16 protein-coding genes are annotated in these 18,876 nt (G+C 71.8%); 8 read left to right on the top strand and 8 right to left on the bottom strand.

Going from position 1 to position 18,876, the window contains the following annotated elements; genetic code table 11:
- Nucleotides 1-114 precede the first annotated feature (114 nt).
- From OHV05_RS06670 to OHV05_RS06655, 4 genes are all read right to left on the bottom strand, one after another.
- Nucleotides 115-459 carry a hypothetical protein gene (locus tag OHV05_RS06670; protein WP_405016814.1) on the bottom strand — a complete coding sequence of 115 codons (345 nt, stop codon included), beginning with the start codon at nt 457-459 and terminating at the stop codon, nt 115-117.
- A complete protein-coding gene (locus OHV05_RS06665) occupies nt 456-1,064 on the bottom strand; it encodes a helix-turn-helix domain-containing protein (RefSeq protein ID WP_405016813.1) in 609 nt (202 codons plus the stop codon). Before OHV05_RS06665 ends, OHV05_RS06670 begins: the two co-directional genes overlap by 4 nt.
- A gap of 71 nt (nt 1,065-1,135) precedes the next feature.
- Entirely contained in the window at nt 1,136-1,882 is a 747-nt protein-coding gene (locus OHV05_RS06660) for an HNH endonuclease family protein (RefSeq protein ID WP_405016812.1), read from the bottom strand.
- A 192-nt stretch (nt 1,883-2,074) separates the two neighbouring features.
- Nucleotides 2,075-2,401, bottom strand: a complete 327-nt coding sequence (locus OHV05_RS06655; protein WP_405016811.1) for a rhodanese-like domain-containing protein — start codon at nt 2,399-2,401, stop codon at nt 2,075-2,077.
- Between the two features lie 37 nt (nt 2,402-2,438).
- Here OHV05_RS06655 and OHV05_RS06650 point away from each other — a divergent pair, with 37 nt between their 5' ends.
- Nucleotides 2,439-3,059, top strand: coding sequence for a TetR/AcrR family transcriptional regulator (locus tag OHV05_RS06650; RefSeq protein WP_405016810.1), 621 nt, complete (start codon nt 2,439-2,441; stop codon nt 3,057-3,059).
- Between the two features lie 61 nt (nt 3,060-3,120).
- On the opposite strand, the gene OHV05_RS06645 is transcribed toward OHV05_RS06650, so the two are convergent.
- Nucleotides 3,121-5,436 carry a glycosyltransferase family 39 protein gene (locus tag OHV05_RS06645; protein ID WP_405016809.1) on the bottom strand — a complete coding sequence of 772 codons (2,316 nt, stop codon included), beginning with the start codon at nt 5,434-5,436 and terminating at the stop codon, nt 3,121-3,123.
- A gap of 79 nt (nt 5,437-5,515) precedes the next feature.
- The gene (locus tag OHV05_RS06640; protein ID WP_405016808.1) at nt 5,516-6,634 is read right to left on the bottom strand and encodes an alpha/beta hydrolase; all 1,119 of its coding nucleotides are present in this window, start codon (nt 6,632-6,634) and stop codon (nt 5,516-5,518) included.
- A 152-nt stretch (nt 6,635-6,786) separates the two neighbouring features.
- Between OHV05_RS06640 and OHV05_RS06635 the strand changes: the two genes are divergently transcribed.
- The 3 genes from OHV05_RS06635 to OHV05_RS06625 all read left to right on the top strand — a co-directional run bounded on the left by OHV05_RS06635 (nt 6,787) and on the right by OHV05_RS06625 (nt 10,132).
- Nucleotides 6,787-7,803: a LacI family DNA-binding transcriptional regulator gene (locus OHV05_RS06635; RefSeq protein ID WP_405016807.1), complete on the top strand. Its 1,017-nt coding sequence runs from the start codon at nt 6,787-6,789 to the stop codon at nt 7,801-7,803.
- A 67-nt stretch (nt 7,804-7,870) separates the two neighbouring features.
- On the top strand, nt 7,871-8,746 hold the full coding sequence (locus tag OHV05_RS06630; protein WP_405016806.1) for a polysaccharide deacetylase family protein: 876 nt from the start codon (nt 7,871-7,873) through the stop codon (nt 8,744-8,746).
- 45 nt (nt 8,747-8,791) lie between these two features.
- Nucleotides 8,792-10,132, top strand: a complete 1,341-nt coding sequence (locus OHV05_RS06625; RefSeq protein WP_405016805.1) for an acyltransferase — start codon at nt 8,792-8,794, stop codon at nt 10,130-10,132.
- A 45-nt stretch (nt 10,133-10,177) separates the two neighbouring features.
- On the opposite strand, the gene OHV05_RS06620 is transcribed toward OHV05_RS06625, so the two are convergent.
- Together OHV05_RS06620 and OHV05_RS06615 are read right to left on the bottom strand one after the other, a co-directional pair.
- On the bottom strand, nt 10,178-12,739 hold the full coding sequence (locus OHV05_RS06620; protein WP_405016804.1) for a discoidin domain-containing protein: 2,562 nt from the start codon (nt 12,737-12,739) through the stop codon (nt 10,178-10,180).
- Nucleotides 12,740-13,064: 325 nt separating this feature from the next.
- On the bottom strand, nt 13,065-14,285 hold the full coding sequence (locus OHV05_RS06615) for an ROK family protein (protein ID WP_405016803.1): 1,221 nt from the start codon (nt 14,283-14,285) through the stop codon (nt 13,065-13,067).
- A gap of 144 nt (nt 14,286-14,429) precedes the next feature.
- Between OHV05_RS06615 and OHV05_RS06610 the strand changes: the two genes are divergently transcribed.
- From OHV05_RS06610 to OHV05_RS06595, 4 genes are read left to right on the top strand one after another with little or no spacing between them, the layout of a single operon-like run.
- Nucleotides 14,430-15,743 carry an ABC transporter substrate-binding protein gene (locus OHV05_RS06610; protein WP_405016802.1) on the top strand — a complete coding sequence of 438 codons (1,314 nt, stop codon included), beginning with the start codon at nt 14,430-14,432 and terminating at the stop codon, nt 15,741-15,743.
- A 1-nt stretch (nt 15,744) separates the two neighbouring features.
- Nucleotides 15,745-16,677 carry a carbohydrate ABC transporter permease gene (locus OHV05_RS06605; protein WP_405016801.1) on the top strand — a complete coding sequence of 311 codons (933 nt, stop codon included), beginning with the start codon at nt 15,745-15,747 and terminating at the stop codon, nt 16,675-16,677.
- Nucleotides 16,670-17,512, top strand: a complete 843-nt coding sequence (locus OHV05_RS06600; protein WP_405016800.1) for a carbohydrate ABC transporter permease — start codon at nt 16,670-16,672, stop codon at nt 17,510-17,512. The genes OHV05_RS06605 and OHV05_RS06600 overlap by 8 nt, the downstream gene beginning before the upstream one ends.
- Nucleotides 17,513-17,532: 20 nt before the next feature.
- The gene (locus OHV05_RS06595) at nt 17,533-18,870 is read left to right on the top strand and encodes a GH1 family beta-glucosidase (protein WP_405016799.1); all 1,338 of its coding nucleotides are present in this window, start codon (nt 17,533-17,535) and stop codon (nt 18,868-18,870) included.
- The last annotated feature ends 6 nt before the right edge of the window (nt 18,871-18,876 follow it).

Below are 18,876 nucleotides of genomic sequence, written 5' to 3'. Positions count from 1 at the left end.
TGCAGCCGGGGTGGTCTGGGGCCGAGGGGGGGCTCGGGCGAAGCTCGGGGGCGGGCAAGGTGCAGCCGGGGTCGCCTCCGGCGGGGGCCGGCGGTGCCCGCTCCTGGTGGGGCGTCAGGCGTTGCTGGTCCGGGTGGCCGGTGCGGCGGTCGGGGTGGGCTCGTTCCGGCCCGACCGGAGCAGGGCTCCGGCCGGCAGGATCGCGCCCGCGAGCAGCCAGGGCGGCGGCCCGACCGGCAACGCGCCGGCCAGCAACCCGGCGGCGGCGCCGGTCAGTTGCGGGGCCAGGGACTGGACCGAGTAGGCGGCGACCAGGCCGGCAGCGCCGGTCAGGGTGACGCCCCGTTCGGTGAGCAGCAGGACCAGCGGGGCGATGGTCAGGCCGACCGGCAGCCGGCAGAGGAAACTGACCGTCAGATACCGGCGGCGGGCCGCGTGGAGGGGGTGCGGCGCGGTCATTCGGCATCCGCGGCGGGTTCGTGCGCGGCGAGCGGCAGGCCGGCGGCGAGCACCATCACCTGGGCGGCCCGGGGGTCGTGCTCGTCCCGGGCGGTCAGATCGGTGAGCTTCTGCTCGAAGCTCTGCCACAGCTCGGTCAGCGACTCGGGCGTCAGCCGGGGCATCAGGTCGCTGATCCCGGACGGCTCCACCCACTCGGGGCCGAGCCGCCCGGTGGCGAGGTCCTGCTCGTGCTGGGCGAGCGAGGTCTCCAGGTGCTCGACCTGCCGCCGCCGGAGCAGGCCGAGCGAGGCCCGGCCGTCCGGGGTGGCCGCCAGCGCCTCGTTGCTCCAGGAGGTCACCGCGTGCACGGCCTGCCAGCGGCGCTCCCGCCCGTCGCGGTGCGCGGCCTCGGCGACGAACGCGTACTTGGCCAGCACCCGCAGGTGGTAGCTGGTGGAGGCGGAGGACTCGCCGGTCCTGGCGGCGAGCTCGCTGGCGGTGGCGGGGCCGTCCTGCCGGAGCAGGCCGAGCAGGCGGATCCGCAGCGGGTGGGTGAGGGCCTTGAGCGCCGCCGCGTCCTGGGCGGGATCGAGCAGGCGGTGACTGTCGTCATCGGAGGTCATGGCAGGAGCGTAGGGCGGCGAGAGTGTTTACCAAAGTATTTTTGCAAAACTTCTTTGGGAAAGGTTCGGCCTCACGCGCACTGCGCCAGCATGACCTTCTTGTCGGCCGCCGTGACCGGCAGTTGGTACTTCAGCGAGACCTGGGCGAACCGGACGGCGTAGGAGCAGCGCACGGCCTCGTTCGCGGGCAGCCACTCGGCCGGGCCGGAGTCGCCCTTGGAGGCGTTCTGCGAGCCGTCGGCGGGGATCAGGTTGAGCGGGTCGTTCGCGATCTGGACCCGCTTGGCCTTGTCCCACTTGGCGGCGCCCATCTGCCAGTCGTAGGAGAGCGCCATCACGTGGTCGATCTGGATCTTGTTGGCCTGCTGCTTGTTCCACTGCACGGTCTTGCCGGTGTACGGGTCGTAGATGGTCATCCCGGTCACCACGCACTTCGCACCGTCTTTGTGCTCAAGGGACTTGCCGTCCCGGGCGAGCAGGTCGTCCCGGGTGCCGCAGTCGTTGTGGCCGAGCGGGACGCCGTCCACGTTGTCCGTCCACGGCGGGCCGAACTGGTCACGGTCGTACCCGGCCTTGCCGCCGCTCTCGGCGGTGGCGACCTTGGCGATCAGGTCGCGGGCGGCCTTGCGGTCCTCGGGGGAGTCGATCGGGCCGAGGCCGGGCTTGGTGCCGTCCGGGTTCTGCAGCGGATTGGTGCCGACGGCGGCGGGGGCGGCCCGGTCCTGGGAGCTGCCGACGCTGGTGCAGGCGGCCAGGGCCGGCGAGGCCAGCAGGAGGAGGAGAGCGGTCGCGGACAGGGCGGTACGGCGGGCGCGCACGGCGTTCTCCCCCGGTGGTGGTGTGGGCGGCTGACGGTCCACCAGCAGACCAGCCGCCTCACGGGGGGTCAAGTCGGCGCGACGGCGCACCGCGCGGGTGCGTGGGGACTCACGAGGGATCGCGGAGGAGTGGGGGGCGGTGGCGGAGGCCGGCCCGTCCTCCCCGGGCGGAGGCCCGGGGAGGACGGAGGGTCAGGCGGACTCCAGCGGAAGGCCGGCCGAGGCCCAGTCCTCGATGCCTTCGCGGTACTTGCGGACGTCGGTGTAGCCGAGGGCGGTGAGGCGGTCGGCCACCTGGCCGCTGTTGGGGCAGGACGGGTTGGAGCAGTAGGTGACGATCGGGGCGTCGCGGTCCGGCAGCAGGGCGGGCGCGAGCGTGTCCACGTCGGCGCGGACCAGCGCGACGGCGCCGGGCAGGTGTTGCCGGGTGTAGTACTCGCCGCCGAGGGCGTCGAGCACGGTGACCGAGCCGGCGGCGATCGCCGCCCGCAGGTCCTCGCGGGAGATGAGTGCGGTCATACGGCAGCCTCCAGAGAAATCGGACTATAGTCCGCCTGTGACTGGAGACATTACCGGACCGCAGTCCGCTTCTGCCATCCCGCTGGAACTGCTGCGCACGCCGCCGGTCAAGGAGCGGGCCGACGCGGCCCGCAACCGTGCCGCCGTGCTCGACGCCGCGGCCCGGCTGTTCGCCGAGCACGGGGTGCAGGCGGTGTCGATGGACCAGGTGGCGGCTGCGGCCGGGGTCGGCAAGGGCACGCTGTTCCGCCGCTTCGGCGACAAGTCCGGGCTCGCCGTGGCGCTGCTCGACGACCGTGAACGGGAGCTCCAGCAGGCCGTCCTGTCCGGGCCGCCGCCGCTCGGGCCCGGTGCGCCGGACGCCGAACGACTGGCCGCCTTCACCGGCGCCTACCTCGACTACCTGGTCGAGCACCTGGATCTGGTCCGGATGTCCGAGACCGCCGCACCGGGCGCCAGGTACCGGATCGGCGCGTACCGGTTCTGGCACCGGCACCTGTCGCTGCTGCTCGCGGACGCACCCGATCCGGCGGCCGACGCGCACGGGCTGCTGGCGCTCCTGGGGGCCGAGCACGTCGCCGCGCTGCTCCCGGAGTTGGGCGAGCAGCGGATGCGCGACGCGGTGACCCGGCTGGCGGCCGGGCTGGGAGCGGGCTGAACGTCGGACCGCCCGCCGGAGCGAACTCCGGCGGGCGGTCCAGGGGGCGGCTGAGGGGTGATCAGCCCTGGGCCGGTGCGGTCAGGTCGTAGACCGTGGTCCCGCCGACCGTCTGGGCGGTGAAGGTGGCCGCCACCCAGGTGGCGATCTCGGCGGACCGGTTGGAGCCGCCCATGCCGCCGCCGCCCATGCCGCCGCCCGTCCCGCCTTCGGTGCCGCCGCCCATCGCGCCCGCACCGCCGATGAACCAGTGCACCTTGCCCTCCTGGACGTACTGCTTGAACGCGTCCAGGGTGAGCGAGGGGTCGGAGCCGTTGAAGCCGCCGAGGGCCATCACCGGTGCTCCGGTGGCGAGTTGGTAGCTCGCCTGGTTCTGCGAGCCGACCGCTGCGGCGGCCCAGGTGTACCGGTCGGCGTCCTGCTTCAGCAGCTTCGCCAGCTCGTCGCTGACCTGGGCGCCGTTGATCAGGCCGCCCATCCCGCCGCCGCCCATGCCACGACCGCCGGTTGCGCCGGGCGCGGTGCCGCCGCCCGGCGGGAGCTGTCCGGCGGGCATCCCGCCACCCTGACCGCCGGTCTGACCACCCGTCCGACCGCCTGCCTGACCGCCCGCCTGGCCGCCGGGGAAGGCCCCGCCGCCCGGCGGGAACGCGCCGCCGCCGGGGAAGGCCAGCCGGCCGTCGTCCGCGCCGCCCCGGGTGCGCATCCCGCCCGGGCCGCCCATGCCCATCGCGCCCGCGACCCGGGGCCCGGCGGTCGGGATCGACCCGGTGTGCGCGGTCGAGACGGTGTCCGCGGCGTACGCGGCCGGGCCGGCCAGCGCGGCGGCCAGCGCGACCAGTCCGGCGGCCGCACCGATCCGGCCGGCCGTCCGGCCGGACACCTGGGCGGCGGCGACCAGTGCGACGGTGGTGAGCAGACCGCCGACCAGCACCGCCCAGCGCAGCCAGGGCAGGAAGTCGGTGCTGCGCCCGAGCAGGACGTAGCCCCAGACCGCAGTGCCGCCGACGGTCAGCGCCAGCAGTGCCGCGTACGGGAGCCGCCGGCGGGCCCGCCAGAGGCCGTCCACGCCCATGCCGACCAGTGCGGCGACCGCCGGGGCCAGCGCCACCGTGTAGTACTGGTGGAAGATGCCGGACATGTAACTGAACGTCAGCGCGGTGCAGAGCAGCCAGCCGCCCCAGACCAGGAACGCGGTCCTGGCACCGTCGGTGCGCGGCGCCCGGCGGGTGGCCCAGAGGCCGACCAGCAGCAGGAGCAGCGCGGCGGGCAGCAGCCAGGAGATCTGGCCGCCGATGTCGCCGTCGAACAGCCGGGTGAGGCCGGTCTCGCCCCAGCCGCCGCCCTGGCCACCGCCACGACCGCCGCCGCCGACACTGCCGGTCTCCTCGCCGGTCAGCCGGCCGAAGCCGTTGTAGCCGAAGGTGACGGAGAGGAAGCTGTTGTCCTGCGAGCCGCCGATGTAGGGCCGGGCGGAGGCCGGGGTGAGCTCGACGATCGCCACCCACCAGCCCGCCGAGGCGATCATCGCCCCGGCACCGTACAGGAGTTGGAGCATCCGACGGCCGACCCCGGTCGGTGCGGCCAGCAGGTACACCGGCGCGAAGGCGGGCAGCACCAGGAACGCCTGCAGGGTCTTGGTGAGGAAGCCGAAGCCGAGCATCACGCCCACGAACAGCAGCCACCGGGTGCTCGCCGTCTCGGTGGCCCGCACCAGCCCGTACGCGGCCAGCGTGAGCAGCAGCACCAGCAGCGCGTCCGGGTTGTTGAACCGGAACATCAGCGCGGCGACCGGCGTGAGCGCCAGCACCGCACCGGCCACCAGACCGCCGAGCGGGGAGAACCGGCGGCGCACCGTGGCGTACACGGTGCCGACGGTGGCCACGCCCATCAGGACCTGCGGGGCCAGCACGGCGAAGGAGTTCAGCCCGAACAGCCGGACCGAGAGGGCCATCGGCCAGAGCGACATCGGCGCCTTGTCGACGGTGATGAAGTTGGCCGCGTCCGAGGAGCCGTAGAAGAACGCCTTCCAGCTCTGCGAGCCGGCCTGGACGGCGGCCGAGTAGAACGAGTTGGCCCAGCCGGAGGAGCTCAGGTTCCAGAAGTAGAGCAGCGCGGTGGCGGCCAGCAGGCCGAGCAGGGCGGGGCGGGCCCAGGCCGGGTCGTCCGGGCGGCCGCGCCAGGCCCGGGTGGGCAGCGTGCGCAGTCGGCCGGCCCAGGAGGACGGGCCCTTGGGGCCGGCCGCCGGGAGTTCGACCGGCGGGAACAGCGGTTCGACCGTGGCCCGGGCCGGGGGCGCGGGGATCTCCGGCGGCGGGTAGTTCGCAGCCTCGGGCCACGGGTCACTGGTGGGAGGAGGGGAACTGGTCGTGGTCATGGGGGCTACGCTCGGTGGCCCCGCTGAGATTTTCGTGAAGCACAGCTGTGAGCCCGGTCAGGAATCGGCCGGGGCGTCGTCAGACCGGCTGGACGGGTGCCAACTGCTTGCCGAGCCACTCCAGCGCCGGGGGGATCTCCCTGGTCCAGGTGTGGAAGTTGTGGCCGCCGCTGTCCAGGGTGATGGTGGCCAGCCTGGTCGGCGCCTTGAAGGCGGCCACCATCTGCTGGGTGGCCGGGTAGTTCTGCTCGTTGTAGCTGGTGGCCAGCAGCAGTGCGACGGTCGGCGGCGGCGTGTTCCGCAGCCGCCAGAGCAGGTCGTTCTCCCGCTCCAACTGCTCGTTGCCGCCGAACAGGTCACCGGTGGTCGGATCGGTCGGCGCGCTGTAGTAGCCGGACAGCGAGATCGCGCTGCGGTACGAGTCCGGCCTGCGCAGCGCGAACTTGAGCGCGCAGTAGCCACCGGTGGAGTTGCCGATCACCGCCCGCTGCCCTGGCTGGTCGGAGACCCGGTAGGTGGCCGCGACCGCCTTCGGCAGGTCCTCGGCGAAGTAGGTCTCCACCTGGGGGCCGTTCGGGACGTCGACGCACTCGGTGTCCCGGTTGCCGCTCACGGTCGGACGCATCATCACCAGCACGGTCGGCGGCAGCTTCCCGGCCTCGATCGCGGACAGCGCCGAGGCGGGGTAGGCCATCAGCGAGATCAGCTTCTCCGCCGACCCCGGGTACCCGGCCAGCACCAGGGCCATCGGGAACTTCCGCTCGGCGTAACCGGGTTGGAAGTACTGCGGCGGCAGGTAGACGTACCCGGCACTGCTGATCCCGGAGGACGCGCCCTTGATCTCGACCTGCTGGATCACCCCGGCCCGCTCCCGGGCCGAGCCCTGCGAGGAGTACATCTTCTGCTCGCCCCGGACCGCGACCGGCTTGCCGGGCTGCTGCTCGACCACCGTGCCGGGCGCGCCGTCGGTGCCGAGCAGGTCGCTCCAGGTGGTGTAGAAGCCGAAGTAGGAGTTGGCCACCAGGCCCATCGCCACCAGCACGGTGACCTGGGTGACCAGGAAGGCAGCGAGCCGGCCGGTCCAGGACCGCCAGCCGCGCCCGGCCAGTTTCGGCCAGAGCGAGAGCGTGGTGACGAAGGCGGCCACCGCGAGCAGGATGGCGATGATCTGGATCAGGTTTCCGGTCAGGCTGGGCACCAGCTGATGGTAGATGAGAGATTTCTGTGAACACGCCCGGCCCCCTCTCATCTCCGCCCGATCGGCCGTTCGTGGCCGGGGAGGTGACGGCCCGGCATCGGCGGCCGGAAAGGGCCGGGGCGGTCCTTCGGGCCCGTGCTATAAACGGCGACATGAGCGAAGCCCTGGCCCGGCGGGCCGCCACGCTGGAGGATGTGGCCCGAGCCGCGGGCGTCTCCCGGTCCACGGTGTCCCGGGTGATCAACAACATCCGTAACGTCGACCCGGAGTTGCAGCAGACCGTCCGCGACGCGGTGGCCGTCACCGGGTACGTCCCGAACGCCGCCGCGCGCGCCCTGGTGACCCGGCGGGCGGGGGCGGTGGCGCTGGTGGTGTCCAGCTCCGCCGGGCAGGAGGAGATCTTCACCGACCCGTTCTTCGGCCGGGTGGTGGGCGGGATGATCGGCGCGCTGCGCCCGCTCGGCGTGCACCCCGTGCTGATGCTGGCCGACGACCCGGCCGCCCGCGAGCAGGTGCTCTCCTACCTGCGGCAGGGCAACGCGGACGGGGCGATGCTGGTCTCCACCCGGGCCGACGACCCGCTGCCGGGCCGGCTGCTCGAAGCCGGGCTGCCCGCCGTGCTGTTCGGCCGTCCGGCCGAGCCGCTGCCCGGGCGGCTGAGCTGGGTGGACCTGCGCAACGTCGAGGGCGGCCGGCTGGCCGCCGAGCACCTGCGGGCCCGGGGCTGCCGACGGATCGTCACCATCGCCGGGCCGGCCGCGATCTCCGCCGGAGCGGACCGACTGGCCGGGACCCGGGCCGTGCTCGGCGACCTCCCGGTGGCCGAGGGCGACTTCGGCCAGGCCAGCGGGGCCCGCGCGATGCAGCGGCTGCTCGCCGAGCACCCAGATCTGGACGGGGTGTTCGCCGCCAACGACCTGATGGCCCGTGGGGCGGTCGCGGTGCTCACCGAGCACGGCCGCCGGGTGCCGGAGGACGTCGCGGTGGTCGGCTTCGACGACAGCAGCGCCGCCACCGTCGGGCTGCCCCGGCTCACCACGGTGCGGCAGCCGGTGGAGGAGATGGCCGCCGAGATGACCCGGATCCTGCTGGACCGGATCGCCGATCCGCCGGCCGGTCCCAGCTCGGTGCTGTTCGACCCGGAGCTGGTGATCCGCGAGTCGGCCTGAACCGGCGACCCCGGTCGGCCCGCGCGTCGCCCGGGGGAGTGCCGGGCCGGGCTCGTAGGCTGACGGGATGTCACCGACCCGGCGGACGGTGCTGGCCGGGCTGGCGGCCGGGGCCCTGACCGCCTGCGCCGCCCCCGGCCCGAGCGGGACCCCGGCCGCCCCGGCCGCGTCGCCCTCCCCGCCCGCCGCGTCGCCCTCCCCGAGCGTGTCACCCTCCCTGAGCGTGACGCCGACGGCCCGGCCGCGCGGCCGGGACGAGGTGGTGGCCGGGTACGCCGGCGCGGTGCCCAGCGAGTGGGGCCTCGACGTGACCGGAGTGCTCCGCCGGCTGCCGGGCGGGCAGGGCGTCGCGCTCACCTTCGACGCCTGCGGCGGCCCCGGTGGCAGCGGGTACGACCGGGAGCTGGTCGGTACCCTCCGGCGGTACGCCGTGCCGGCCACGCTCTTCGTGAACTCCCGCTGGGCCGAGGCCAATCCGGCCGTGCTCCGGGAACTGGCCGCCGACCCGCTGTTCGAGCTCGGCAACCACGGCACCGCGCACCGCCCGCTCTCGGTCACCGGCCGGGCCGCGTACGGCATCGACGGCACCCGGGACGTGGGCGGCGTGTACGACGAGGTGATGGCCAACCACCTCGCGCTGGCCGCGCTGCGCGGGCGCCCGCCCCGGTTCTTCCGCTCCGGCACCGCGCACTACGACGAGGTGGCCGTCCGGATCGTCGCCGAACTGGACGAGCAGGTGGCCGGGTTCACCGTGAACGCGGACGGTGGCGCGACCTTCACCGCCGCCCAGGTCCGCCGGGCCATCGGCGAGGTACGGCCGGGTGATGTGGTGATCGGGCACTTCAACCAGCCCGGCCACGGTACGGCGGCGGGTCTCGCGGCGGCCCTGCCCGGGCTGCTCGACCAGGGGCGGAAGTTCGTACACCTCTCGAAGGGTGAGTGACACCGGTCTAGTCCACTATCGTTCCGGTAGCCACCGGGAGGGCCGATGATCCGCTCTGCGCAGAGCCGCACCATCCATGCCGGACACGTGTCGGGGGCGGTGGTCCGGTGCGGGGTCTCCGACGCGATGCTCGCCGAACTCCCGGTCTCCGTCGTGTTCTTCTACGACCGGGAACTCGACCCGGACCGGCTGGCGGTCGGGCTGGCCGAGGCGCTCCGCCTGGTGCCGCCGTTCGGCGGTCGGCTGCGGGCGGGCGCGGACGGCCTGGAGATCGTCTGCTCGGACGCCGGTGTGCCGTTGGTGCTGGCCGACGCCGCCGAGACCCTGCCGGAGGCGATGAGCCGGATGACGCTCGGCTCCTCCGGGTACGTGGACCACGTCGAGGCCAACCGGGCGCAGTCCGGCGAGGCGCCGCTGTTCACCGTCAAGGTCAGCCGACTGGCCGACGGCGGAACGGCGTTGGGGTGCTCCTGGCACCACGTGATCGGGGACGTGCAGAGCTTCATGACGCTGATGCTGGCCTGGTCGGCGGCGGTCGAGGGCACCGAGCCGCCCGAGGTCGGCATGGCCGCCGACCGGGAGGTCTTCCTGGACGCGGTGCTGCCGGCCGTGGACTCCGGGCGGCTGGGCTTCAGGGTCCCGGAGCCGGCCGAGGCCGAGCTGCTGGCCCACGAGTTCCGGACCGCACCGCGCGCCAACCGGACCGTCCAGGTCTACTTCACCGACGCCGAAGTGGCCGCGATGAAGGCCGAGTTCGGCGCGGCCACCGGGGTCCGGCTGTCGGCCAACGACGTGCTGGCCGCGCATGTGGTCACCACCGTCCGGCAGTTGGACGAGGACGGCGAGGCCAGGGACCTGGTGCTGCCGGTGAACGTCCGGCGCCACCTGGGCGTCCCGGCCGGGGAGCTCGGCAACCTGCTGGGCGAGGTGATGCTGCGCTGCGCCCCGGCGGGGATGCCGGCCGAGCTGGCCGCCGGGATCCGGGCGGCGGTGGACGGGTTCGCCACCGAGCACCTGAGCCTGCGGACCAACCGGGACTTCCTGGCCTCGGTCGGTCGGGACCGGCTGCGGGACTGCGTACCACTCGGCTTCGACCCGGCCAACAAGACCTTCACCCTGTCCAGTTGGAGCAAAGCGGGGGTCTACCAGGTCGCCTTCGAAGGGTGCCGCCCGCTCGCCTTCAGTCCCGGTGCCAGTGTCCAACTGCCCTGGGTGGCCTGGATGGTGGAGGGCTTCGCGGGCTCCGGTCAGCTGCTCACCGTGGTGCTGCCGACCCGCCTCGCCGCCCGGCTGCGCGGGGAGGAGGGGCGGGCGGCCCTGCACCGGTACCGCGACCCGGCCGAGCGGCTGCCCGAACTCGCGGTACAGATGAAGAAGTTGGCGTGAGCCGAGCCGGTGGCCCCGGTGCGGGACGGGGCCACCGGCGGTGCGTCACGGGTAGGAGACCACCACCGAGGGGGTGGTGCCGGTGCCCGAGGTGGGGGCGCCGATGTCGTTGATCACGTGGTTGTACTGGCCGTTGCCGCCCAGTGAGACCACCAGCAGGTCGTGGAACTTCACGCCCGGCTTGACCGGTGCCTCGAAGCCGTGGTCCTGACGGATCGTCGGGTCCACGTTGTAGTAGCAGTAGCTGCCCAGGCCCCAGCCCTCGTGGGTGGTGACGTTGTCACCGACCTTGTAGGCCGCGTACCCCTGGACCGAACCGTTCTGCACGGCGGCCTGGTTGGGCGCGTCGTAGGACTTCTCGTTCTGGAAGAAGACGGTCTTGCCGTTGTTGCCGTACCACTGCACGTCGTACTTGTTGAAGTGCTCGACGAACAGGCCGGTGGCCAGCACGTCGTCACCGTTCACGACCAGGCCGTAGTCCGAGCGGTTGGTCTCCCAGCCCCAGCCCTCGCCGTGGTCGGCGCGCCACAGCCAGGTGTGGTCGATGATCGCGTCGTCGCTGTTCACCACCACGGCGGTGGTCGCCTTGCCGGCGCCCGCGCCGCCGACCCGGACGAAGACGTCCTGGACGGTGGTCGGGTTGGCACCGTGGTCGGCCGAGGAGTTGGCCGGGCCGACCTCCAGCAGGGTGGCCGAGTTGACCGGGCCGGCGTCGATCAGGAAGCCGGCCAGTTTGACGCCGTCCACGTCGGCGACCTTCAGTGCGGTCACCCCGTTGTCCGGGATCACGGTGGCCAGGCCGAGGCCGAGCACCACGGTGTCCGCGCGGGTCACGTTGATGGTCTGGTCGACGTGGTAGACGCCGGGCGTGAACAGCAGGTTGAGGCCCTGGGCCAGCGCCGCGTTGATGGTCGCGGCGGTCGCGCCGGGCTTCACCACGTAGAACTGGCTCAGCGGGATCGAGCTGCCCTGCGGGGTGCCGGCCCAGGAGACGCCGCTGGCGTTGGTGCGCTTGGCCGGGACGAAGACCTTGTAGTCGTTGCCGTCCAGGTAGAGGAAGGGCTTCTCCCGGGAGACCGGGGTGGTGTCCAGGGTGGTGTAGGGCGGGTTCGGGAACGCGCCGCCGGCCGGGGCGCCCTGGACACCGGAGAAGACCTGGTTCCAGACACCGTTGCTGAAGCCCTGGATCGAGCTGTCCCGGGTGTACCATTGCTGCTGCGAGTAGTTGCCCACCGAGCCGTCGATCTTGCTGTCCGCGATGTAGCCGCCGGAGGCCCAACCGTATCCGCTGGGGGCCAGGTTGAGGCCGCCCTTGACGTGCATCCGGCGGAACGGCGCGGCCTGCGACACCGCCCAGCGGTCGGTCCCGTTGACCGGGTTGACCGCGAGGTTCTCGGCCGAGCGCCAGAAGTTCTGGGTGGCGTTGCCGTTGAACCAGCCCGCGTCGACCGTGACGTCACCGTTGATGTTGGTGTCGTCGGGGGAGAGGCCGAGGCCGGAGATCGAGGTGTAGAAGCCGATCTGCGCGTTCAGGTTGTTGTAGGTACCCGGCTTGAACAGGAACTGGTAACGGCCGGTGCCGAACTGCGCCGACTCCTGCTGGGCGAAGACCTCGTCCAGCTTGGCCTGGATGTTCGGCGTCGAGGGGTCGAAGACGATCACGTTCGGGCCGAGGTCGCCGCCGCCGGGGAGCTGCGGCACGCTGCCGCCGCCGGTGTTGACCTGGAACTCCCAGAGCGAGTAGCCGTAACCGGTGCCCCGGGTCAGGCCGTTCATCCGGACGTACCGGCCCGAGCCGCTGACGTCCAGGCTCTCGGTACCGCCCGTGCCGTTGGTGGTGGTGCGCACGGTGGACCAGGTGGCGCCGTCGGTCGAGGTCTGGAGCTGGTACGACTTCCCGTACGCCGCCTCCCAGTTGAGCACCACGCGGCAGATCTGCTGGACCGATCCCAGGTCGACCTGGAGCCACTGCGGGTCGCTGGCCGCCGAGGCCCAGCGGGTGCCGGTGTTGCCGTCGGTGGCCAGGGCCGCGCCGGTGCCGCCGTTCTCGGTGGAGGAGGCGGTGGTCGGCTTGCCCTGGGCGGCGTTGGTGGTGCCACAGGTCGGGGGTGTGGCGCCGGTGGTGCCGAAGACCTGGAACTCCCAGAGCGAGTAGCCGTAGCCGGTGCCCCGGGTGATGCCGTTCATCCTGACGTACCGTCCGGAACCGGTGACGTTGACCGTCTCCAGGCCGCCGGTGCCGGTGCTGGTGCTGTAGACCGTGGTCCAGCTGGTGCCGTCCGCCGAGGTCTGGAGCTGGTACGACTTCCCGTACGCGGCCTCCCAGTTGAGCACGACCTTGCTGATGGTGGCGGTGGCGCCCAGGTCGACCTGGAGCCACTGCTGGTCGGTCGCGGCCGAGGACCAGCGGGTGCCGTTGTTGCCGTCGACGGCCAGGGACGCACCGGTGCCGCCGTTCTCGGTGGAGGAGGCGGTGACCGTCTTCCCCTGCGAGATCAGCGAGTCGGCGGCGTTGGCGGTGGCGCCGGGTAGGGCCAGCACTGCTCCGGAGAGCAGGGCGAGCGTGGTGGTGGTCGCGGCAATACCGCGTGCCGAAGTGAGCCTCACGGGCTTCTCCTGCGCTGGGTGGGGTGGGGGTGGGGGAGGCGCAGCGGCGGACTGACGCGCCGTCGGAACAAGTCTCGGAGAGCGCTCCCCGAGGGGAGTGTGAAGGGCTCAACTTCCCGCTGTCAAGGCGCTGGTGAGCGTTCGGCACACGATCGAGTTGCACGGTCCAGGGGCTCGGGGAACTGCGAGGAGATCTGGCGTTCGGGTCCCTGCGAAGGTGCCTGACCACCCTCGGACCTGCAACGTTTCCTGGGTTGGCGTCGCCCACGCGGCGGAGCCGCACATCGGCAGAGCCCCGAGCCCCTGCGGGGTGCATGGCTGCGCTCTAGGGGCGAGCGGAGAGGTCCCCGCCGGAGTCGAGGAAGCGGGAGAGCGGGAGGGTGGCGGCGCCGACGGTGACGGCGTCGGGGCCGAGTCGGCCGAGTTCGATGGAGGTCTGGGCGCGGGGGAAGCGCAGCGCGTACGAGCCGGCCGCGTCCTGGATGGCGGGCAGCAGGCGGGGGCCGAGCAGCAGGCCGGCCCAGCCGCCGATGATGATCCGCTCGGGGTTGAACAGGTTGATCAGGTCGGCGATGGCCGCGCCGAGGTACTCGGAGGACTCGGCGAGCAGCTCGACGGCCGAGGGTTCGTCACGTTCGGCGGCGGCCAGCAGGGCGGCCAGGCCCTCCTTCTCCGAGCTGCCGGGCGGTGCCTCGCCCCAGCGCTCGACCAGCGCCTCGGCGCCGACGTACGCCTCCAGGCAGCCCCGGGAGCCGCACCGGCAGAGCCGGCCGCCGACGTGCACCTTGGTGTGGCCCCACTCGCCCGCGCTGCTGGTGGCACCCCGGAACCGGGCGCCGTCGGCGATCACGCAGGCGCCGACGCCGGAGCCGAACAGGGCGACCACCGCGTGCCGGGCGCCCTGCCCGGCGCCGAACCACATCTCGGCCTGGCCGAGCGTCTTGGCGCCGTTGTCGACGTAGAGCGGCAGGTCGGTACCGGCCCGGAGCAGGCGACCGAGCGGGACGGCGTCCCAGTCCACGGTCTGGCTGTGCACCACGATGCCCAGGCCGTCCTGGCCGGGATCGCCCTGCTCGACGATGCCGGGCACGCCGACCCCGACGCCCAGCACCTGGGACTCCGGCACGCCGGTCTGCTTCAGCACCTCGCTGATCCCGGTGAGCATCAACTCGACCACGTGGTCCACGTCGTGGCCGTGGTCGGAGAGCGGGTGGTCGCTCGCGGCCAGCTCGGTCAGGGCCAGGTCGAACAGCGCCACCCGGACCTGGGTCTCGCCGACGTCCACCCCGATCAGGTGGGCCCGGTCGGGGGTGACCTGGAGCAGGATGCGCGGCCGGCCGCCGTCGGACTCGACCGATCCGCACTCCTCGACCAGCCCGTCCGAGATCAGTTCGCCCACCACGTTGCTGACCGAGCCGCCGCTCAGTCCGCTGATCTGACCCAACTCCTGTCTGCTCAACGGACCTTCGAAGTACAGCCGGTGCAACAGGGTGGATCGACTGCCCCGTCGCAGGTCACGGACGGTCTGCTTGCCTCGCTCTGCCATCTGGTCTCCCTCCTGATCCGAATCTATCGCTGCACAGACTCTTGACGCCAGCTTTTCTCACACGTTAAATCACGGTCCGAAGTAAGCATCAGAGCCAGCGACTTCACCCCCATCCCCACCCACTCGTCCGAGAGGGACACGGTCATGCGCATCAACCGTCTTGCTGCGGCCACCGCCCTGGTTTCCGTCCTCACCCTGACCGCCACCGCCTGCGGCGGCGGTTCCACCTCCGGAGGCGGCGACAACAGCGCCCCCAAGACTCTCACCTACTGGGCGAGCAACCAGGGCACCAGCCTGGAGAACGACAAGCAGGTCCTCGAACCGGAGCTGAGAAAGTTCGAGGCGCAGACCGGCATCAAGGTGAAGCTGGAGGTGGTGCCCTGGTCCGACCTGCTGAACCGGATCCTGGCCGCCACCGCCTCCGGGCAGGGCCCCGACGTGCTGAACATCGGCAACACCTGGTCGGCCTCGCTGCAGGCGACCGGCGCGCTGCTGCCGTTCGACGACGCCACCTTCGGCAAGATCGGCGGCAAGGACCGCTTCGTCCCCTCGACCATCGCCTCGGCCGGCGCGGCCGGCCAGGCCCCGGCCGCGGTGCCGCTGTACTCGATGGCGTACGGCCTCTACTACAACAAGAAGCTGTTCGACGCGGCCGGCATCAGCACGCCCCCGGCCACCTGGGACGAGCTGGTGGCGGACGGTCAGAAGCTGACCAAGGACGGCAAGTACGGCCTGGCGATCGAGGGCGGCAACGTCTCGGAGAACGTCCACCACGCCTTCGCCTTCGGCAAGCAGCACGGCGCCGACTGGTTCGACGCCGCGGGCAAGCCCGCCTTCGACACCCCCGAGGCGGTCGCGGCGATCAAGCAGTACGTCGACTTCATCGCCAAGGACAAGATCGCCGCGCCGGGCAACGCGGAGTACGCCGCCAACCAGTCGGTCACCGACTTCGCCAGCGGCAAGGCCGCGATGCTGATGTGGCAGGCGGCCGGGGCCTCGCTCAAGTCGCACGGGATGAACCCGGACGACTACGCGGTCGCGCCGATCCCGCTGCCCGCCGGTGCGAGCGGGAGCAAGGCCACCAGCTCGATGGTCGCGGGCATCAACCTGGCGGTCTTCAAGAACAGCAAGAACACCGACGGTGCGCTGCAGTTCGTGAAGTTCATGACCGGCAAGGAGGAGCAGATCCAGCTCAACAAGACCTACGGCTCGATCCCCCCGGTCAAGGACGCCCAGGCCGACAGCGCCTTCGCCACCCCCGAGCTGAAGACCCTGTCGAACGTGCTCGCCACCAGCGCTGCCCCGCTGCCCCAGGTCGCCAACGAGAGCCAGTTCGAGACCCTGGTCGGCACGGCGGTGAAGAACCTGCTCGCCGCTGCCGCCGCCGGCAAGCCGGTCACCGAGGAGTCGGTCAAGGCCGAGCTCACCAAGGCCCAGCAGCAGATGCCGGCCGGCTGACATGACCGGACAGCGACCTGGCCGCTCGAAACTGGGCCGCATCGGCCTGCCCTACCTGCTCCTGCTCCCGGCGCTCGCCCTGGAGTTGCTGATCCACCTGGTCCCGATGGTGGTCGGCATGGTGATGAGCTTCAAACAGCTCACCCAGTTCTACATCCGGGACTGGTCGACCGCTCCCTGGTCCGGCCTCGACAACTACCGCGTGTCGGTGGACTTCTCCGCCCCGATCGGCCGGTCGCTGCTGAACTCGTTCTGGGTCACCTGCCTGTTCACCGCCCTGGCCGTCGGGTTCTCCTGGCTGCTGGGGACGGCGGCGGCGGTCTTCCTGCAGGAGTCGTTCCGGGGCCGTGGGCTGCTCCGGACGCTCTTCCTGGTCCCGTACGCCCTGCCGGTGTACGCGGCGGTGATCACCTGGTCGTTCATGTTCCAGCGGGACACCGGCCTGGTGAACCACCTGCTGGTGGACCAACTGCACCTGTTCGACGAGAAGCCGTTCTGGCTGATCGGTGACAACAGCTTCACCGCGCTGGTGGTGGTGGCGGTCTGGAAGACCTGGCCGTTCGCCTTCCTCACCCTGATGGCGGGCCTGCAGAACATCCCGCGCGAGCTGTACGAGGCCGCCGCGATGGACGGCGCCGGGGTCTGGCAGCAGCTGCGCAAGATCACCCTGCCCTCGCTCCGGCCGGTCAACCAGGTGCTGGTGCTGGTGCTCTTCCTGTGGACCTTCAACGACTTCAACACGCCCTACGTGCTGTTCGGGAAGTCCGCGCCGGAGGCGGCCGACCTGATCTCGATCCACATCTACCAGTCGTCCTTCGTCACCTGGAACTTCGGCGCGGGCTCGGCGATGTCCGTCCTGCTGCTGCTCTTCCTGCTCCTGGTGACGGCGGTCTACCTCTTCTTCACCTCACGCCGGAGGGACGCCGATGCTTAAGCCCCCCGCCTCGTTCCTCTGGACCCGTCGGATCTTCCTCACCCTGCTGACCGCCTTCACCCTCACCCCGGTGCTGGTGATGGTCAGTTCCTCGCTCAAGCCGCTCCGCGACGTGCAGGGTCCGTTCCGGTGGATCCCCAGCGAGCTGACGTTCCGTCCGTACCTGGACATCTGGAGCACCGTCCCGCTGGCCGACTACTTCGTCAACTCGCTGATCGTGTCGGTGAGTGCGACCGTGCTGTCGGTGCTGATCGCGATCTTCTCCGCCTACGCGGTCAGCCGGTACCGGTTCCGGGGGCGGAAGTTGTTCACCGTCACGGTGCTCTCCACCCAGATGTTCCCCGGCATCCTGTTCCTGCTGCCGCTCTTCCTGATCTTCGTGAACATCGGGAACTCCACCGGCGTCGCGCTGTACGGCAGCCGGGGCAGCCTGATCCTGACCTACCTGACCTTCTCGCTGCCGTTCTCGATCTGGATGCTGGTCGGCTACTTCGATTCGATCCCACGGGACTTGGACGAGGCGGCGGCGGTGGACGGCTGCGGCCCGCTGCGCACCCTGGTGCGGATCGTGGTGCCGGCCGCCACCCCCGGGATCGTCGCGGTCAGCGTGTACGCCTTCATGACCGCCTGGGGCGAGGTGCTGTTCGCCTCGGTGATGACCAACGACACCACCCGCACCCTCTCGGTCGGGCTCCAGGGGTACGCCACCCAGAACGACGTGTACTGGAACCAGGTGATGGCGGCGTCCCTGGTGGTCAGCGTGCCGGTGGTCGCCGGATTCCTGCTGCTTCAGCGCTACCTGGTCGCCGGACTCACCGCCGGGGCCGTCAAGTGACCCTCTTCGAAAGGCAGACGATGGATCTCAGTGCGCTCCCCGACGACTTCCTCTGGGGCGCGGCCACCGCCGCCTACCAGATCGAGGGCGCGGTGAACGAGGACGGCCGGGCGCCCTCGATCTGGGACACCTTCTCCCACACCCCCGGCAAGGTGGACAACGGCGACACCGGCGACGTGGCGTGCGACCACTACCACCGGTGGCCCGAGGACCTCCGGCTCGCCGGTGAACTCGGCCTGGACGCCTACCGGTTCTCGATCGCCTGGCCCCGGGTGGTGCCGCTCGCCGACGGCGTGGTGAACCCGGCCGGGCTGGACTTCTACGACCGCCTCACCGACGCGGTGCTCGCCGCCGGGATGACCCCCTTCCCCACCCTCTACCACTGGGACCTCCCGCAGGCCCAGCAGGACCGGGGCGGCTGGGCGGTCCGGGGGACGGCGGAACGGTTCGCCGAGTACGCCGCCGTGGTGGCCGAGCGCCTCGGCGACCGGGTCACCCACTGGGCCACCCTGAACGAGCCGCTCTGCTCGGCCTGGATCGGCCACCTGGACGGCACGATGGCCCCCGGCATCACCGACCTGGCCACCGCCGTCCGGGCCTCGTACCACCTGCACCTGGGCCACGGCCTGGCCGTGCGGGCGCTGCGGGCCGCGGTCCCCGGTGCGCAGATCGGCATTGTCAACAACCTCAGCCCGATCGAGGCCGCCTCCGACAGCGAGGCCGACCGGGCCGCCGCCGTCCGCGCCGACGGCCACATCAACCGCTGGTGGCTGGACCCGGTGCTCGGCCGGGGCCACCCCGAGGACATGGTCAAGCTCTACGGCGTCGAACTCCCCATCCAGGACGGCGACCTGGACCTGATCGGCGCCCCGCTGGACTGGATCGGACTCAACTACTACTTCCGCCAGTTCGTCGCCGACGACCCGACCGCCCCGGCCCCCGGCTTCCGCCAGGTCCGCGGTCCGAACGCCGAGCACACCGCGATGGACTGGGAGGTGCACGGCCCCGGCCTGGAACAGCTGATCCTCCGGCTCACCCAGGAGTACGGCGCCCGGAAGATCTACGTCACCGAGAACGGCTCCGCCTACCGGGACACCGTGACCGCCGACGGCGCCGTCCACGACCCGGAGCGCACCGCCTACTTCGAGCAGCACCTGGCCGCCTGCGCCCGCGCGGTCGCCCAGGGCGCCCCGCTCGGCGGCTACTTCGCCTGGTCCCTGCTCGACAACTTCGAGTGGGCGTACGGCTACGACAAGCGCTTCGGCCTGATCCACGTCGACTACGAGACCCAGCGACGCACCGTCAAGACCAGCGGCCACCGCTACGCCGAGCTGATCCGTAACCACCGTACGCGGTAACACCGT

The sequence above is a fragment of the Kitasatospora sp. NBC_00070 genome (genome assembly GCF_045041205.1).
Lineage (GTDB): Bacteria > Actinomycetota > Actinomycetes > Streptomycetales > Streptomycetaceae > Kitasatospora.
Note: the sequence above shows the minus strand (reverse complement) of the source record. Positions and strands in the feature narration are given on the sequence as shown.